The sequence below is a fragment of the Kaistella sp. 97-N-M2 genome (assembly GCF_021513235.1).
Taxonomy (GTDB): Bacteria; Bacteroidota; Bacteroidia; order Flavobacteriales; family Weeksellaceae; genus Kaistella.
Map to the genome: position 1 here is coordinate 2,311,191 of NZ_CP090976.1, position 18,849 is coordinate 2,330,039.

Genomic DNA, 18,849 nt, shown 5'->3' on the forward strand with positions numbered 1-18,849 from the left:
GATGAGCAGATAAAACTGGGAAATATAAAAACCGTCAGTCTCGGAAATGATGAATTGTCCGACAAACTTACGCTGACTGGAACACTTAATTTCAATCAGTATAAAATGCATTCAGTGAGTTCGCGGGTGATGGGCAGAGTTGAAAAACTTTATTATAGAAATATCGGCGAATATGTGCCGCAAGGTTCACCGCTTATTGAGATTTATAGTGAAGAACTAAATAATGCTAAACAGGAATATTTGCTCGCGTTGGAAAGACGAAATCTCTTTACAGGAAATACTTCTATCGATTTTAACCAGTTGCTTCAGAGTTCCCGCAATAAACTTTCGCTGTGGGGCATGTCTGAAGGTCAGATCCGGCAGCTGGAGCGGAGCCGAAAAGCATCATTGACGACTACGGTATTGAGCACCGGAGCGGGATATATTACGAATCTAAATATTTCGGAAGGTGCGTATCTTTCCGAAGGCGGAACTATTTTGACTCTTGCCGATCTTTCGACGCTTTGGGCAGAAGCTCAGGTTTATTCTTCGCAGATGGCACTCATCCACCGAGACAGTAAAGTGACTGTGTCGCTGCCTGATCTTGATAATTTGAAAATCGAGGGTAAAATCGACTTTACAAATCCTGAAATCAATTCCGCCAGCCGAATCAATCTGGTACGGGTTTCCATTCCCAATAAAGATCATTTGCTCAAACCCGGTATGTCTGTCTATGTTTTGTTGGAAAACCCCTCAACTAATTCATTGACCTTACCGATTGATGCGGTGATCCGCGATGGTAAAATGGCGACCGTCTGGGTAAAAACCGCAAAAAACACCTTCGTCAACAAAATGGTGAAAACAGGTCTGGAAACCGATGACCGCATAGAAATTATTTCTGGAATTAAGGAGGGTGACGATATCGTAATTTCAGGAACTTATCTGCTCAATAGCGAATACATTTTCAAAAAAGGTGCAAATCCAATGGCGGGTCATGATATGTAAAATTTTCATCAAGTTCATACATTCATTATCAACGGGGATGCAGATTATAAAAACTATTAAAATAAATAACCATTAAAACACCAATATGAAAACAACTTTATATATAAAAAATATGGTGTGCGATCGCTGTAAGTCGGCGGTGATGCGAGAACTGAATACTTTAGGCTACCATATCGATTCCTTAGAATTAGGACAAGTTGTACTGGATCAGGATATGCCAGTTGAGATTTCTAAACTGGAAAAGATTCTCCAAGAACTCGGTTTTGAATTGTTGATCGAGGAAACGGATGTATTGGTTGAAGAAATAAAAATTGCGATCATTAATAAAATTGAAAATCAAGATTATTCAAATTTACCGGCTTTTCTAACCGCTACTTTTAACAAATCCTATTCGGTTTTGAGTAAATTATTTAGTTTAAAGGAAGGTATAACCATCGAAAAATACAGGATTAATCTGAAGATGGAAAAAGTGAAAGAATTGATACAATTTGGGGAACTGAATTTTTCCGAAATAGCATATAGTTTAGATTATAACAACAGTGGTCATTTAGCAAAACAGTTTAAGCATGAGACAGGTATGTCTATGACGGAATTCAAAAATCTGCGAAAATGGGAAAGAAAATCCATAGACGATATTGTGTAAGCAATAAACCGAATTGTAACAATAAGTTATATTTTCAGTCATTAATTTTGTAATGTAAAAATAACTCGAACAAAATTTTAAATTATGAATCAAATTGTTTTAATTAAAGGGATGACTTGCGGTGGTTGTGTAAAGTCTGTTGAAAAAGCACTTTCAACTATAGAAGGTGTACAGGAAGTTTCTGTAACTTTAAACCCACCTCAAGCAGATTTGCAAGCCGCCCAAACAGTTACCGATCAACAAATAAATAAAGCATTGTCTGCCGCGGGAGACTATCGCGTTGCTAGTACGGAAGACAATGAACCGAAAAAATCTGCAGGTTCATGCTGTGGCTAAATACGATTTAAAATTAAAAGATAATTATAACAGCTTGATTATTACGGTAAAAAATGAGAATTATATTCATTACATTCTAAATTTAATAAAAAATAATTTTATTAAATTATTTGTAAATTATTATGAAAAAGTATTTAGCAATTATGTTCACCGTTTTCTATTTTGGATTTTCATCCGGAATGGTTTATAACGTGCATTATTGCTTGGATCAAACTTTTGTTTCTTCCGCCTCTTCAACTTCTTCCACTTTAACTTGTGCCCTTTGTGGTACCAAAAAAAGAAAGGTTGTTGTAAAAGTGAAATTAAGATTTTAAAAACAGATGTTCCGCAGAAAGCAGATATTTCATTTATAAATGATGCGCCTGCTGTAGCAATTATTCCGCAAATATTCTATGCAGATTTCTTAACACCGGTAGAACGTAATCAATTTTCTGTTCCGCTAAATCCACCACCGGACAGGACAGAATTACCCTTATTTATTTCTTATTGTAATTTTAGAACTTAGAATAAATCCGTCATTTTTCACCTGAAAAATCGTTATTAATTGTAGCCATTTTTTTTGGAATCTTCTTTATAAAAAACAATCAAAAATTTATTACAATGAAAAAATTAATTTTCACAGCATTATTCTCAGTATTTTCAACTTTTAATTTATCAGCGCAAATTTCTGACGCATCAATTTCTAAACTTTACCAAAATTATATCATCATCAAAGATGCTTTGGTAACAGACAATTCAGATGGAGCCTCCAAAGCAGCAAACGACTTTATAAAATCTGCATCTATGGTAGATTACAAAGTTATGTCGGAAGGGAATCTAGACGTTCTCCGAAAAGATGCTTCTACCATTGCTGAAAGTAGAAGCATAGAAACTCAACGGGAATCGTTTGCAAAATTATCTGAAAATATGGTTGCAGTGGCGAAGAACTTCAAACTTTCAAACGATTCAGTTTTCGTACTTTATTGTCCAATGGCAGATGCGACTTGGTTAAGTGCAGAAAAAACGATAAAAAATCCCTTTTACGGCAAATCGATGTTGACTTGTGGAAGCGTGAAAAAGGAATTAAAATAAAATGAAAATTTTCAAGATCATAGCAGTGGTTTTATTAATCGCATTTGTTGGTATACAATTTCTTCCAAAACAAATTAATCAAAGCCAAACCACTTCAAAAGCAGACTTTTTGGTTGTCAATAAGGTTCCGGCAAATATTAAAAATAAGTTGCAGACCTCCTGCTATGATTGTCACAGTAATAATTCCCGTTATCCATGGTACAACAAAATCCAGCCCGCCGCAATGTTTTTAGCAAATCATGTGAAAGATGGAAAAAAAGAACTGAATTTCAGTGAGTGGGATTCTTTATCTGTAAGACAGAAAAAAAGCAAATTGAAAGCAATAGTTAATCAGATAAGAGATGATGAAATGCCTTTGAATTCTTACACCATTATTCACAGAGATGCAAAGTTTACAAAAGCTGAAAAGCAGGAAATGATAGAATGGATGGCACAAAAAAGAGACAGTTTATAAAATTTTAAAAAAATAAAATGAAAAATTTAAAAGTAAGTATAGCAACAGTAATGTTATTCGCTATTTCTTTTGCAAACGCGCAACAGAAAAGTAAAATGGATATGAAGATGGACCACAGCAAAATGGATATGAAAATGAGCAACGGTAAAATGATGTCTATGAAAAGCGATGCAAAAGCAGAGGCTATTTTGGGCGATTATTTTAATTTGAAAGATGCTTTGGTAGGAGACGACAGCAAGAAAGCAGGCACTGCAGGCGCTAAACTCGCCGTTTCATTAAAGTCTTTTAGCGCTTCAAAATATTCTGCAGCGGATAAAAAAGAGTTGGCAGATATTATAGATGATGCTACAGAGCACGCTGAACATATTTCAAAAAGCCCAATCGATCATCAACGTGATCACTTTAAAACATTAAGCAAAGACATTTCAGATCTGGTTGCAATTACTGGAACTAAAATGAAATTATACGAGCAGTTTTGCCCAATGTATCAAAAAGGAAGCACTTGGTTGAGTAAAAGCAATGAGGTTAGAAACCCATTTTATGGCAGCAAAATGCTGACATGTGGTAAAGTTCAGAGAACGATTCAGTAAAATGTTGCGATATTGAAAAATACCTAATAATTAAAATTTAAGTCCTGACGAGAGAAAAGGTTAGAATATGTAGTGAATTATTACATTACCCTTTTCTCTTTGTTAGGCACAAAAAAGGATTATTATGAAGGATTGCTGCAAAACAGGAAATGAAAATAATCAGAAAAAAACTGGTTTTAAAAAATGGTGGAACTACGGACTGTATATATTCATCGGTGCAATTATTATTGGAGTAATTGTACTGCAACTATTTGGGAAATAGGATCCCAAACAAATCGGTATTTGATAAAATTCGGTAAATTAAAAATTTAAGTAAAGTAAAATTATGAAACACACCTATCATATTCACGGGATGACCTGTGACGGTTGCCGGAAACACGTAGAAGAAACACTTTCAAAAATTGAAGGCGTTTCAAAAGTAACGGTTGATCTCTCGAAAGAGGAAGCAGTTATTGAAACAGATGGTCATTTGCACATTGAAAAATATCAGGAAGCCTTGAAAAAAGATGGTGGAACATACAGTATTCATAATATAGGTGATCTGCCAAAAGCAGAGGCAGAAACCAAGAAAAAAGAAATTAAAAAAGTAAAAGGTAACGGTACTTTTTACTGCCCAATGCATTGTGAAGGTGAAAAAACGTACGACAAAGCAGGCGATTGTCCCGTCTGCGGAATGGATCTGGTAGAAGAACAAAAATTAAGCAACTCGAATTCGGAACAATGGACTTGTCCAATGCACCCCGAAATAATCAGAGATAAACCTGGCGCCTGTCCTATTTGTGGGATGGATCTGGTGTCGATGGAACCTGATATTTCAGCGGAAGAAAAAACCTATAAAAAATTACTAAAGAAATTATGGATTGCCGTAATTTTTACTTTACCCATTGTTTTAATAGCAATGAGTGAAATGATTCCAAACAATCCATTATATAATTTGATGGAACAAAAATACTGGAACTGGGTTCAGTTCGTTCTATCGATTCCGGTTGTGTTTTATGCGACCTGGATGTTTTTTGAACGTGCCTATAAAAGTATTAAAACATGGAATCTCAATATGTTTACGTTGATAGGAATTGGTGCGGGAGCCGCTTTCCTTTTCAGTGTTTTCGGAATGTTTTTTCCGGATATTTTTCCAAAACAATTTAAATCGCACACCGGAGCAGTTCATGTATATTTTGAGGCTGCCACGGTAATTTTGACTTTAGTGCTACTGGGACAGGTATTGGAAGCCAGAGCACACAGCAAAACAAATTCTGCAGTTAAAGAATTATTAAAACTCGCGCCAAACCGAGCCATCAGAGTTAAAGACGGCATTGAAGAAGAAGTGACTATTGAACAAATCGTCATAGGTGACATTCTGCGTGTAAAACCTGGCGAAAAAATTCCAGTAGATGGTGCAATTACAGAAGGCGAAACCTCTGTAGATGAATCAATGATTACGGGAGAACCGATTCCTGTAACCAAAACAATAGACGATAAAGTAAGCAGTGGAACCATCAACGGTAACCAATCGTTTTTAATGAAAGCGGAGAAAGTGGGTTCAGATACTTTGCTCTCTCAAATTGTGGAAATGGTCAATAACGCCAGTCGCAGTCGGGCACCAATTCAGAAATTAGCCGATACGGTGTCGGGTTATTTTGTGCCAATTGTTGTACTTATTTCTGTTATTACATTCATCGTGTGGGCAGTCTTTGGACCACAACCGGTTTATGTTTATGCTTTTGTAAATGCACTTGCTGTTCTTATTATTGCTTGCCCATGTGCTTTAGGATTAGCAACACCAATGTCTGTAATGGTCGGTGTTGGTAAAGGTGCTCAAAATGGGGTACTTATAAAAAACGCCGAAGCCTTGGAAAAAATGGATAAGGTCGATACTTTAATTATCGATAAAACAGGAACTATTACGGAGGGAAAACCAACCGTTGAAAAAATTGGAGTTTTCGGAGATCGGCTTACAGAAAAAGAAGTTCTACAGTTCATTGTTTCTTTAAATAAAATGAGCGAACATCCATTAGCAGAGGCTACCGTAAAATATGGGAAAGAACAAAATATAGAAATTGTAAATGCTGAAAATTTCAGTGCAGTCACAGGAAAAGGTGTTGAGGGAAAGGTCAACGGAAAAAAAATTGATCTGGGTAATGCCAAAATGATGGAATATGCCAAAGCTGAAATCACCTCTTTGATGGAAACCGAAGTGCAAAATTTTCAAAAACAGGGAAAAACTGTTTCTTTCTTATCTGTAGAGGGAAAAGTTTCGGGATATGTGGTTATTAGTGACAAAATAAAACCGACCAGTGCAAAAGCAATTAAAGCATTACAGGAAAAAGGTATTGATGTTATCATGCTTACAGGAGACAATCACGATACTGCACAGGCGGTTGCCAAAGAACTCAATCTTGTTCATTTTAAAGCTGGAATGCTACCCGAAAATAAACTGCAGGAAGTAGAAAAACTTCAGAAAAGTGGAAAGATCGTAGCAATGGCTGGAGATGGAATTAACGATGCACCTGCGTTGGCAAAAAGTGATGTCGGAATCGCGATGGGAACCGGAACTGATGTTGCGATTGAAAGCGCAATGATCACTTTGGTACAGGGTGACTTGCACGGAATTGTAAAAGCAAGAAACCTAAGCGATGCTGTTATGAAGAATATCAAGCAAAACTTATTTTTCGCTTTAGCTTATAATATTTTAGGAATTCCAATTGCAGCAGGCGTTTTGTTTCCTGTTTTTGGAATCCTTTTATCACCGATGATTGCAGCCTTGGCTATGAGTTTTAGTTCCGTGTCTGTGATCGGTAATTCATTACGTTTAAAAAATATTAACATTTAAAAATAAATTGATGGAAAATTCAATGGATCACTCAAAAAGTAACGTTTACACCAAATTTGTTTTAATGCTTGCGGCCTCATTTGTAGCGATGTACATAACCATGTATCTCAATACCTATGAACTAGATCACGTTTATTTCAGCATGACCAGATTTTATATGGTATGTCTTGGAATCTCTACGATGGCTTTGATCATGTTTTTCTTTATGCGCAAAATGTATCAAAATAAGCAGAAAAACCTGGGAATAATAGTGGGAAGTATAGGATTATTTTTCGTTGCACTCGGTTTGGTTCGTACGCAAAGTCCCATTGTTGGCGATGTTCTTTGGATGAAAGGAATGATTCCTCACCATTCCATCGCCATTTTAACAAGTGAAAGAGCCGACATTAAAGACCCCGAAGTAAAAAAATTAGCTGAAAGTATCATTTCTGCGCAAAGAAAAGAAATAGAAGAAATGAAAACAATGATAAAAAGATTAGAAAATGAAAAATAAAATACCCAACTTTTTAAAATTTTTCGCACTGCTGTTTATTGCGGTTTCGGCCCAGGGATTTTCTCAGGACCACAACATGCACATGGAGAAAAAAGAGACTGCAAAAGAAGATGGCAGTGGTAAAATTTCTTTTGGTGGAAAAACAGTGCGCTACGATTTATATGTAAAAGATACGCTCGTAAATTTCACCGGTAAACCAGCGAGAGCAATTGCCATCAATGGAAAGTTAATGGCGCCAACTTTATATTTTACAGAAGGTGATACCGCAGAGATTTACCTGCACAATCAGTTGAAAGAAAATACAGGTCTTCATTGGCACGGTGTGATTCTACCCAATGAAATGGATGGGGTTCCTTATTTAACTACGAAAGAAGTTAAGCCCGGCGAAACGCATCTTTACAAATTCCGTATTTCTCAAAATGGTACTTATTGGTATCATTCTCATGAGGGAACTCAGGAACAGATCGGGATGAATGGGATTTTGGTTTTTAATAAAAGAGATAGTCAGCCAAGTAAAAAGTTTGCAGCAGATATTCCCGTTCTTTTAGGTGAATGGACAGATGAAAATCCGAAACAGATCATGCGAAGATTGCACATGGATCGGGGAGATTATTGGGCCATAAAAAAAGGAACCGTTCAAAGTTATTCCGAAGCCATTGGAAAAGGACATTTCGGAACCAAACTTTTGAATGAATGGAAGCGAATGGAAGCCATGGATGTAAGTGACGTTTATTACAATAATTTCCTTATTAATGGTGAGATTTCTTCAAATTACAAAGATCTAAAAGCCGGAGATAAAGTCAGGCTTCGAGTAGCAAATGGTGCATCTTCCTCTTATTTTTGGCTAAATTATGGTGGTGGAAAAATTACCGTTATTGGAACTGATGGTAATGAGGTAGAACCTGTAGAAGTAGACCGTCTCATTGTTGGCGTTTCCGAATCTTATGATATAGAAGTGACGATACCGGAAAATAAAAGTTTTGAATTTCGTGCAACCTCGGAAGACCGACAAGGTCATGCTTCACTTTATTTGGGAGACGGCGAAAAAGTAGACGCACCAAACTTACCGAAACTGATGCTGTTCGAAGGCATGAAAATGATGAACGACATGATGTTGATGAGTGGAGACATGAAACCGATGAGCATGACGATGGGCAATCAGGTGATGGATTTGAACGAAGTAATGTATCCGGAATTATCAGAAAGCCAACGCATGAAAACCATGCAGCACATGATGGAAATGATGGGGACTAAATCCGACATGAAGATGGAAGGTGGCAAAATGGACATGAAATCCGACATGAAAATGAAGGATGGTAAAATGGAAATGGATCACGGTAAAATGGATATGAAATCGGACATGAAAATGGATCATGGTAAAATGGAAATGGATGACAGCAAAATGGATATGAAATCTGACGTGAAAATGGATGATGGTAAGATGGAAATGGATCACAGCAAGATGGCCATGGAATCTTCCGAAGAAAAAACCATCAAAAGGCTCAATTATAACATGTTGAAATCTCCGTTCACAACTATTTTACCTACTGATAATGTAAAGGAATTGAAATTCACTTTGGAAGGTAATATGCGTAATTATCTGTGGACTTTAGATAATAAAACGGTCGCTGAAAGTGATAAAATTTTAATTAAAAAAGGTCAGGTCGTGAGAATTACCATGTACAATAATTCCATGATGCGCCATCCAATGCATCTTCACGGTCATGATTTTCGTGTAGTGAACGCTAAAGGGGAATATGCACCTTTAAAAAATGTAATTGACATTGCACCAATGGAAACTGTGACGATCGAATTTGCCGCAAATCAGGACGGAGACTGGTTTTTCCACTGTCATATTTTATATCACATGATGAGTGGAATGGGAAGAGTTTTCAGTTATGAAAATTCAGCACCAAACCCACAATTACCGAATAAAGAAGCATCATACAAACAGTTTCTAAACAAGAACCGAATGATTAATACTACTGCAATGTTGGATGTAGCGTCTAATAAATTTCATTTTGAAAACATGACGATGTTAGGAGCGAGATGGTTGAATGTGAATGAATTACACAGTAATTATGATTTTACACATTACGAAGGAAGTGTAAAAGTGGGTCGGTTTTTAGGAAAATATCAATGGGCAATGCCTTATGTCGGTTTTAGAAGTAACAAAAATCATGATATGGCAAAAACCTGGTTCGGGCAAAATGTAATGCCCCAGAATCAAAATGTAGCCATTGCCGGTATTCGTTATCTTTTACCAATGCTAATAACAGCAGACGCAAACGTTGACCAAAATGGAAAAGTGCGATTAGAACTGGGGAGAGAAGGAATTAAAATATCACCCAGAATTCGAGGAAATTTTGCCGTTAATTCAGACAAAGAATTTGACTTTGGATTAAAATACATTCTTCAGAAATGGGTTTCAGTGTCGACAAATTACGACAGTGAATATGGATTTGGAGCGGGTTTAACCTTCATGTATTAGAGATAAAAAATATCCAATAAAATTTTCAAATCCGTCTCCTTTTTAAAAGTGGGACGGATTTTATTTCTAATGTTTTTGTATTACTTAAGAAATTATAAAAATATAAAGGCTTGAGGTGAAGTAAAATTGGGTGCAAAATTGTTATTAAGACGCTATGAAAACTTTTGAGGGCATTAATTACATTATAATATGAACTTAAAAAAAATTGCAAACAGAGCGCTTATACATTACAACCGACAAATTAATCTAAATGACTAAAAATCAATTACAATAAACAATAACACTATGGAAGATTCTAACCACAGCAAGCCCATTATTTATTGGTGTAATGGCGTAAATTGTAGGAAGAAAAAGGGGAAACTTTTAGATTTCTATGTAAAGAAATATAATTTGAAAAATAAAATCGAAATTGAAAAAATGGATTGTAATAATAGATGCCAACAAGCTCCCGTTCATCATCTTCATCCAGAAGATATATGGTTTTCGGAGAAAGATTTGGGAACAATCATCAAAAGGAATATTTTAAATAAATAAAATTTTCTCGTCTTTTTTTCCAAGAGACTTAATGTATCGTAAGAAGATTTTAGTTCCTGAAGGTGATGCTGAACAATTGTCGTCTGTGAATGGTAATAATTTGATATTGTGGACTCCAGTTGTATAATTAATTCATTCATTATAGATTGGCCTTTAATTGCGGTTTATTCTTTTTCTGAAATAGAAAATTTATCTACTAATGATTATGATGCAGTTCTCTAAACTCTGCAGAACTAAATATTATTTTTTGCGAAATATTTTTGCCGCAACCAGAATGAAACCCGAACCAATAAAATCAGTGCTGGAACTTCGACTAAAGGACCAATTACGCCTGCAAACGCTTGTCCCGAATTTAGCCCAAAAACTGCAATTGCAACTGCAATCGCCAATTCAAAATTATTCCCTGCTGCTGTAAATGCCACCGCTGTCGTTTTGTCATATTCTGCTCCTGATGCTTTGGTAACGAAAAATCCAATGATAAACATTAACGTAAAATATATTAATAATGGAATTGCAATAATCACAACGTCCATTGGTATTTTCACAATCAATTCTCCTTTTAGCGAGAACATTACTACAATGGTAAATAAAAGCGCAATTAAAGTTATGGGCGAAATTGTCGGAATGAATTTGTTGGTATACCATTCTTCGCCTTTTATTTTTACTAAAATAAGTCTGCTTAAAATTCCCATTACAAACGGAATACCTAAATAAATGGCGACACTTTCTGCAATAGTTCCGATTGAAATATCCACAATTGCACCATCAAAACCGAAATATGGAGGTAGAACTGTGATAAAAATCCAGGCATAAAAACTATAGGCAAAAACTTGAAAAATACTATTTAAAGCGACTAAACCTGCTCCATATTCGCTACTTCCTTCTGCAAGGTCGTTCCAAACCAAGACCATTGCTATGCAACGAGCCAAACCAATTAAAATAAGACCAACCATATATTCGGGATAATCTCGCAAAAATGTAATTGCTAAAACAAACATTAAAACGGGACCAATTATCCAATTAAGAATGAGCGAAATAGAAAGGATTTTTGTGTTTCTGAAAACCTTTGGCAATAATGAATAATTGACTTTTGCCAATGGTGGATACATCATCAAAATCAAACCGATTGCAATCGGAATATTTGTAGTTCCGCTACTAAATGAATTGATGATGTTTGGAAATGTTGGAATAAAATACCCAAGTCCAACTCCTATTGCCATTGCGACAAATATCCAAAGCGTTAGATTTCTATTTAGAAAACTTAATTTTTTTGAAGCCATTTTTTATGAATTTATTTGAGAGAAAACGTAAAACATTTCAGTTGCTATTTGCAGACTTCTTTCATTGTACTTTTCTGCTTGTTGTGGTGTATCGTCAAATACTTTTGGGTCTTCAAAAGTGATAGGAATTCGTTTTTCTGCGCCAAACACAATTGGGCAGGCTTCATTTGCAGAATCACAAGTAAGAACTGCACAAAAACCAGATTTTGGGTTAAAATCATCATTCAATTTCTTTGAAAATCCAATTATTGGATGCTCGTTATCTGCATATTTAATGGAATAAACAGGATTATCATTTTTAGAAATTGTGTTTATCTGAAAACCTGAATTTAGCAAAGTTTCTGCAACCATTGGAAAAAGTGCGGTTGCTTCTGTTCCGCCCGAATAACAAAATACGTTTCTGATATTGAAGTAGTTTGCCATTGTTTGCGCCCAAACTTGTGATAAATGACTTCTTCGTGAATTGTGAGTGCAGATAAAGTTGATACGGATTTCTTGATTTTTTGAAACCTCTGCCTGAATAAAATCAGTTAGCGGTTGTAAAACTGCTTTACGTTCGCTTGAAATGGTATGAGGTTTTAATTCTTTGATTAAATTTTGTATTTCTAAAAATAGAGTTCGCTTTGTTGTCTTCATTTTTTTGATTTTTTTTAGCAACAACCACTTCCGGGTGCACAAGAAGTTGCAGTTTGAATTTCAGATAAAATCTTTTTAGGTTTTTCAGCGTGAATGCCACATTGGTCTTTAGCCAAACAATCAGTTTGTTTAGATGTCAATAAGAAATGTTGCCCGTCAAAATCAAGTCCGAATTTTCCAATTGTATCCGCTTGGTATTCTACTTCGATTTCTAAATCTGCTATTTTTAAAACTTTTTCCGAAAGTTCAATGATGTTCAACAACTTTTCTGGATGCAATCTGTGGTCGTAATCATTTGCATTCCATAGTTGGAAATTTACGACTTCTTCTTTTCTTTCAGTTCCACCACAATCGATAAAATGTTTTGTGATTTTACCGACTTCTGTAACGTGAAAGTGATTTGGTACTAATTCTCCGTTTGGTAATTGAAAACCTATAGTTTCCAGTTCTTTTAATACTGATTTTACTTGTGATAATTTCATAACTTTATTTGTTTATTGCGATTATATGATCAATACATTCAAATTTTTTTAACAGCAATCTTGGCTTTCGGTTAAGTCTTGGTTTAGAAATTCAGTCATTACAGTTTTCATTGCTATCCAATTTTCTGCGTGAATACAATAACAAACACTTGTTCCTTCCACATTTCCTTTAATCAAGCCTAAATGCTTCAATTCTTTTAGATGTTGCGAGATTGTTGGTTGGGCTAATCCAATTTCATTTACCAGATCTCCGCAAATGCAAGCATTAATTTTAAACAAATGTTGTAAAATCGCTACCCTTGCAGGATGTCCGAATACTTTCGCAAATAATGCAATTTTATTTTGCTCTTCCGTAAATTTTTCTGTTTTTGAACTTCCCATTATGTTTTATTAATTGCAATATTACGATTAATATAAATACGAGCAAAACAAAATTAAGAGGAATATTTTTTATACTTCAAATAAATGGAGTTTTTTAAAATTTTTCTCCAATTCTTTCACCCATTTTTATGATCGTTTCAAAATCTTTCGAGGTATTAACCAATAAATCATGATCGATTTTAATTTTGTTTTTCTCAAATAACAGGACAACTGTCGAAACCTCCAAATTTAAAATAACCTTTTTCTTCCCCTTTTTTTACATTCGTACCTTGATAAGTTTGAATCATACTTCCAACCATTGTTGCCCCAACTTCGATCATGACAACATTGCCGAAAACCGGACTTTTTATAATGCAGTACTCGCGCTTATTCAGCCAGAAGATTTCTGCTTTTTCACGCAGAGCCAAAGGACTTACCGAGTAGTAATTACCGTCAATTTTAATATTTGAACTTGCCGTGATTCCACTTACCGGAAAATGTGTTGGTCAGAATCCGAATGCGATTTCTAACTATCATAATGATTTTTCACAAAACCTAAAAATGAAAGAGAGTGTTCTGTCTTATTCGTACTATGCTTTACAAAATGCTGTATCAAGTTTGGAAATTTCAACATTTCACCCAATTCTGTATTGGCACACACAAAAATAAGTAGAAATGATATCGAAATTATTTTCTTCAAGATTGTAAAAGAACAGATTTAATTATAGAAGATGAAATAATATCAGGTAATTTTTTAGAATTTATTGAAAGATTTACTCTTTTTCGGATTGTCGAAAAATCAAGAATAATATAATTTCCGGTAGCAATTTTTTATTTAACTTTGCAAAGGTGAAGATTTTCAATTATATATTAACAATTTATTTAGCCGTGCTATTTTGTATGCCTTGTTCGGATAATGAACAAAGCACTTTTGAGGTGGTTACTACTAAAATTGAAAAAGTACAGAACGAACATTCACAAAAACATAAAGACGATTTTTGTTCGTCTTTTTGTATGTGCAGTTGCTGTGGTAGGAATGTTGTAGTATATCAACAAATTCCTGCAAACTTTATTGGTCATTTTTCAAACGAATTCTATTCATCAGAATTTTTTCATATTCCAAACCCATACTCCAACTATTTCGGCAGTATATGGCAACCGCCTCAATTAGGTTAGTATTATTAAATAAAATTTACGGTTTTGCTTTTCTGCGAACGCGTACTTTTTATTATCTAAATTTTACTTTAATCTAATTTTCTTTATCAATGCTAAATAAAATCATTGAATTCTCCATCAATAATAAATTGGTGATCGGAATTTTCACTATTGCGCTCATTATTTGGGGCGTCATGTCCCTTCGAACCCTTCCTATAGATGCCGTACCAGATATTACAAATAATCAGGTACAGGTAATAACATTAAGTCCATCACTGGCAACACAGGAAATAGAACAGTTTATTTCTTATCCTATAGAACAGACAATGTCTACTATTCCTGAAATTCAGGAAGTGCGATCTATTTCCCGCTTTGGTTTATCTGTTGTAACCATTATTTTTCATGATGACATAGATATTTACTGGGCACGCCAGCAAGTCTCTGAACGGCTTCCTGAAGCAAAAAGTTCCATTCCTGCAGGACTTGGTAATCCTGAAATGGCACCGGTTTCTACTGGTTTAGGTGAAATTTACCAATATACGGTTCATGCTAAACCCGGCTTTGAGGATAAATACGATGCTACAAAACTGCGAACCATACAAGACTGGATTATTCGAAAACAATTATTGGGTACGCCTGGAATTGCGGAAGTAAATAGTTTCGGAGGTTTTTTGAAACAGTATGAAATTGCACTAAATATTAATCAATTACGGAGTTACAATTTATCTATTTCGGATGTTTTCACAGCATTGGAAAAAAATAATCAGAATACCGGTGGTTCATATATTGATAAAAAACCCAATGCCTATTTTATCAGAAGCCAGGGCTTGATCACAAGTCTTGGAGATATTGAAAGGATTGTAGTTAAAAATTCGGAGAGTGGTCTGCCTATTACCATCAGAGATGTTGCAAAAGTTCAGTTTGGGACTGCTACCCGATACGGTGCACTTACCAGAAATGACAAAGAAGCGGTCGGCGGAATTGTAATGCTATTAAAAGATAATAATGCTTCTGAAGTAGTTGGACGAGTAAAGGATAAAATAGACCAAATACGGAAAACTTTACCTGACGGTGTAGAGATAGAACCCTTTCTGGACAGAAGTGAATTTGTAGACAGAGCCATGAGTACGGTGCAAAAAAACTTAATAGAAGGGGCGTTAATTGTAATATTGGTTTTAGTTCTTTTTCTCGGGAATATTCGTTCAGGCTTAATTGTGGCTTCGGTTATACCTTTAGCAATGCTATTTGCCGTAGCATTGATGAAAGTTTTTGGCGTATCTGGAAACTTGATGAGTCTTGGGGCGATCGATTTTGGACTTATTGTGGATGGTGCTGTAATTATCGTGGAAGCAACCATGCACCACATGAGGAAGTTGAAAACAGGAAAAATTTCGCAGGCAGAAATGGATATTCAGGTTTCCGGTTCTGCAAAAAAAATGATGAACTCCGCTGCGTTTGGTCAACTTATTATTTTAATTGTCTATTTACCAATATTGGCTTTGGTAGGAATTGAAGGCAAAATGTTTCGCCCGATGGCACAAACGGTTTCTTTTGCAATATTTGGAGCATTAATTCTTTCGCTTACTTATGTACCGATGATCAGTTCACTTCTATTGAGTAAAAATATTAGTCATAAAAAGAACTTTTCTGATAAAATGATGGAAAAATTTCAGCGCGTTTATGATCCGTTGATTAATGGTGCACTGCGATTTAAAAAAACTGTCTTGATTGTTGCAATTGCGCTTCTCGGATTGTCAGCAGTTATCTTCAGTTCTCTTGGAGGTGAATTTCTACCAACGCTGGAGGAAGGAGATTTTGCTGTAGAAACAAGATTATTGGTAGGAAGTTCGCTGGAGCAGACCGTTGAAAAAATAGAGCAGGCATCAAGTTTATTAATGAAAACTTATCCGGAAGTGAAGGAAGTTGTGGGCAAGATTGGAGCATCCGAGATTCCTACAGATCCAATGCCGATAGAAGCCACAGATATAACGATATTATTAAAACCTAAAAAAGACTGGACGAGTGCAGATACCCGGGAAGAATTAGCGGAGAAAATGCAGAAAACTTTAGAACAGGTTCCGGGAGTTACGTTCGGTTTTTCGCAACCTATACAATTACGGACCAACGAATTAATTTCTGGTGTACGACAGGATGTAGGTATCAAAATTTTTGGCGATGATTTAGAAACGCTTTCAGATTTAGCGAAGAAAATAGGTGGATTAATTCCCTCAATAGATGGTGCAGAAGATTTATATATAGAACAGGTGAGTGGTCTACCGCAAATTTCAATCAAATTGAACCGGGATAATATCGCGCGATATGGGTTAAATGTTGAAGAAATAAATAACGCTATTAACACTGCATTTGCTGGTGGTGTTGCCGGAACGGTATTCGAAGGAGAAAAACGTTTTGATCTGGTAGTTCGGTTAGAACAAGGAGAACGCCAAAGTATTGAAGATGTAAAAAGGCTCTTTGTTACTGCCAGTAATGGAAACCAGGTTCCGTTGGAGCAGGTTGCAGAAGTAAGTTATCAATTGGCACCTAACCAAATACAGCGTGAAGATGCCAAAAGAAGAATTATTGTTGGCTTTAATGTTCGGGGTAGAGATATTGCCTCTGTAGTAAAAGACGTTCAGGCAAAAATTGACGAAAAAGTAAAAATGCCGACCGGCTATTTTATAACTTATGGTGGCCAATTTAAAAATTTGGAAGAAGCCAACAAAAGACTGTCTATAGCCGTACCGGTTGCATTGGGATTAATTCTTTTGCTGCTCTATTTTGCGTTTGGTTCCTTAAAATACTCACTACTAATTTTCACCGCAATCCCGATGTCTGCCATAGGTGGAATATTTGCCCTTTGGTTAAGAGGTTTACCTTTTAGTATTTCGGCTGGTGTAGGCTTTATTGCTTTGTTTGGTGTGGCTGTTTTAAATGGAATCGTATTAATAACAGAGTTTAATCAACTTAAAAAACAAGGAATGAAAGATATTAAGCAAAGAATTCTCGCAGGTACTGCTATAAGATTAAGACCGGTTTTAATGACTGCTACCGTTGCATCATTAGGATTTTTACCTATGGCATTGGCAACCGGAGCAGGAGGAGAAGTACAAAAACCATTAGCAACAGTTGTTATAGGTGGTTTGTTCACCGCAACATTTCTTACACTTGTACTTTTGCCGGTACTTTACTCTTATGTGGAGAATATAAAACCTTCCCGACGTAAGTTGAAAAATACAAAAATTGCAGGATCAGCAACGATTATTCTTTTGTTTTTACTCTCAGGTTTTAATAATGGAGTTAAAGGTCAAATTACGACAAATTCATCTTCATCTTTAGGGACGATAGATTTGAATTCAGCAATTTCTGCTTCCCTGGAATCCAATCCAAACACAAGGGTTGCAAAATTAGGAGAGGAATACCAGTCTGCATTAAAAGGTTCTGTGAGAGATTATGGCAAAACAAATATCAATCTCACTTTTGGTCAATATAACAGTCTTATTGCTTATGATAATAATATTACCATAAGCCAAAATATTCCGAATCCGGTTTATTTGAAAAGATTAACAGAACTGGCAGACGCCAACATAAACGCGTCCAAAATGCAGGCAGGAATTTATAAAAATCAGATCACTTATCAGGTAAAAAGTATTTATTATAGTTTACTCTACAGAAAAGAACAAAGAACATTAAATGAGGAATTAATCGCGCTTTATGAGAAAATACTTCGTGCTGCCGACATAAGATTTCAGACTGGTGAAACAAATATTTTAGAAAAATACAATGCCAATACCAGATTGCAGGAAGCGATTTCTCAAAAATTGCAGACGGAAGAATATATAAAAATTCATCTGGAGCAATTGAAAAGGTATACCGGAAATCAAACCATCGAAGATATTATGGAAACAACGCTTATCGAAAAGTTTTTAGATGTATCACCACAGAGCGCAATTTTTAATAATAATCCAGACTTGCTTGCTTTGAAAAGCCAGATAGAAGTCGCTAAAGAAGAAATCAGAGTTGAAAAAAGCAGGTTACTTCCCGATTTTAGCGTCGGTTATTTTAACCAATCGTTGGTAGGTAATTTCGAGAAAAATGGAGTTTCGAAGTTTTACGGAGTAGGAAAAAGATTTCAGGGTGTAGAATTGGGAATTAGCATACCCATTTTTGCAAAAGCGCAAAAAGCAAAAATCAAAGCCGCAGAAATTAACCAGCAAATACAGGAAGCAAAAGTAGATGCATTTTCTTTCAGTCTTTCTCAACGGGGTTCTACACTGCTTTCGGACCTAAAACGGTTGCAAATCCAGATCAATTTTTATAGGGAAACAGCATTGCCACAGGCAAAGTTGCTTATTACAAAATCACAGCGTGCCTTTGAGGTTGGAGAAATGGATTATTACCAGGTTAGTCAATCCATAAACAACGCCGTGGAAGTCCAAAAACAATACATCGAAAGTTTAAATCAATATAATCAAACAGCCATCGAACTGGAATTAATTTCTGGTTTATAATA

The 18,849-nt window shown here is 35.6% G+C and carries 16 protein-coding genes; 11 read left to right on the forward strand and 5 right to left on the reverse strand.

Annotated features, from left to right (window positions below; translation table 11 throughout):
* Positions 1–54 precede the first annotated feature (54 nt).
* The 10 genes from L0B70_RS10745 to L0B70_RS10790 all read left to right on the forward strand — a co-directional run bounded on the left by L0B70_RS10745 (position 55) and on the right by L0B70_RS10790 (position 10,426).
* Positions 55–984, forward strand: coding sequence for an efflux RND transporter periplasmic adaptor subunit (locus tag L0B70_RS10745; RefSeq protein ID WP_235141793.1), 930 nt, complete (start codon positions 55–57; stop codon positions 982–984).
* A gap of 85 nt (positions 985–1,069) precedes the next feature.
* Positions 1,070–1,627, forward strand: a complete 558-nt coding sequence (locus tag L0B70_RS10750) for an AraC family transcriptional regulator (protein WP_235141794.1) — start codon at positions 1,070–1,072, stop codon at positions 1,625–1,627.
* An 84-nt stretch (positions 1,628–1,711) separates the two neighbouring features.
* Positions 1,712–1,963 (forward strand): heavy-metal-associated domain-containing protein, encoded by a 252-nt coding sequence (locus L0B70_RS10755; protein WP_235141795.1) that lies wholly within the window; start codon positions 1,712–1,714, stop codon positions 1,961–1,963.
* A gap of 600 nt (positions 1,964–2,563) precedes the next feature.
* The gene (locus tag L0B70_RS10760) at positions 2,564–3,034 is read left to right on the forward strand and encodes a DUF3347 domain-containing protein (RefSeq protein ID WP_235141796.1); all 471 of its coding nucleotides are present in this window, start codon (positions 2,564–2,566) and stop codon (positions 3,032–3,034) included.
* 1 nt (position 3,035) lies between these two features.
* Positions 3,036–3,488 (forward strand): heme-binding domain-containing protein, encoded by a 453-nt coding sequence (locus L0B70_RS10765; protein ID WP_235141797.1) that lies wholly within the window; start codon positions 3,036–3,038, stop codon positions 3,486–3,488.
* A 17-nt stretch (positions 3,489–3,505) separates the two neighbouring features.
* Positions 3,506–4,078: a DUF3347 domain-containing protein gene (locus L0B70_RS10770; RefSeq protein WP_235141798.1), complete on the forward strand. Its 573-nt coding sequence runs from the start codon at positions 3,506–3,508 to the stop codon at positions 4,076–4,078.
* Positions 4,079–4,403: 325 nt separating this feature from the next.
* Entirely contained in the window at positions 4,404–6,908 is a 2,505-nt protein-coding gene (locus L0B70_RS10775) for a heavy metal translocating P-type ATPase (protein ID WP_076387918.1), read from the forward strand.
* Between the two features lie 10 nt (positions 6,909–6,918).
* On the forward strand, positions 6,919–7,401 hold the full coding sequence (locus L0B70_RS10780; protein WP_235141799.1) for a DUF305 domain-containing protein: 483 nt from the start codon (positions 6,919–6,921) through the stop codon (positions 7,399–7,401).
* 82 nt (positions 7,402–7,483) lie between these two features.
* Positions 7,484–9,892: a multicopper oxidase domain-containing protein gene (locus tag L0B70_RS10785; protein ID WP_235143591.1), complete on the forward strand. Its 2,409-nt coding sequence runs from the start codon at positions 7,484–7,486 to the stop codon at positions 9,890–9,892.
* 285 nt (positions 9,893–10,177) lie between these two features.
* Positions 10,178–10,426, forward strand: a complete 249-nt coding sequence (locus tag L0B70_RS10790; protein ID WP_076387912.1) for a (2Fe-2S) ferredoxin domain-containing protein — start codon at positions 10,178–10,180, stop codon at positions 10,424–10,426.
* Between the two features lie 233 nt (positions 10,427–10,659).
* Here the strand turns inward: L0B70_RS10790 and arsB are convergent, their stop codons facing one another.
* The 5 genes from arsB to L0B70_RS10815 all read right to left on the reverse strand — a co-directional run bounded on the left by arsB (position 10,660) and on the right by L0B70_RS10815 (position 13,666).
* Positions 10,660–11,706 (reverse strand): ACR3 family arsenite efflux transporter, encoded by a 1,047-nt coding sequence (arsB, locus tag L0B70_RS10795; protein ID WP_076387910.1) that lies wholly within the window; start codon positions 11,704–11,706, stop codon positions 10,660–10,662.
* A 3-nt stretch (positions 11,707–11,709) separates the two neighbouring features.
* A complete protein-coding gene (locus L0B70_RS10800) occupies positions 11,710–12,342 on the reverse strand; it encodes a low molecular weight phosphatase family protein (protein WP_103913448.1) in 633 nt (210 codons plus the stop codon).
* A 14-nt stretch (positions 12,343–12,356) separates the two neighbouring features.
* Positions 12,357–12,824 carry a DUF6428 family protein gene (locus tag L0B70_RS10805; protein ID WP_076387908.1) on the reverse strand — a complete coding sequence of 156 codons (468 nt, stop codon included), beginning with the start codon at positions 12,822–12,824 and terminating at the stop codon, positions 12,357–12,359.
* Between the two features lie 48 nt (positions 12,825–12,872).
* Positions 12,873–13,205, reverse strand: a complete 333-nt coding sequence (locus L0B70_RS10810; protein ID WP_076387906.1) for a helix-turn-helix transcriptional regulator — start codon at positions 13,203–13,205, stop codon at positions 12,873–12,875.
* A gap of 194 nt (positions 13,206–13,399) precedes the next feature.
* Positions 13,400–13,666, reverse strand: coding sequence for a phosphatidylserine decarboxylase (locus tag L0B70_RS10815; RefSeq protein WP_103913366.1), 267 nt, complete (start codon positions 13,664–13,666; stop codon positions 13,400–13,402).
* A 783-nt stretch (positions 13,667–14,449) separates the two neighbouring features.
* Here L0B70_RS10815 and L0B70_RS10820 point away from each other — a divergent pair.
* A complete protein-coding gene (locus tag L0B70_RS10820; protein ID WP_235141800.1) occupies positions 14,450–18,847 on the forward strand; it encodes a CusA/CzcA family heavy metal efflux RND transporter in 4,398 nt (1,465 codons plus the stop codon).
* Positions 18,848–18,849 lie beyond the last annotated feature (2 nt).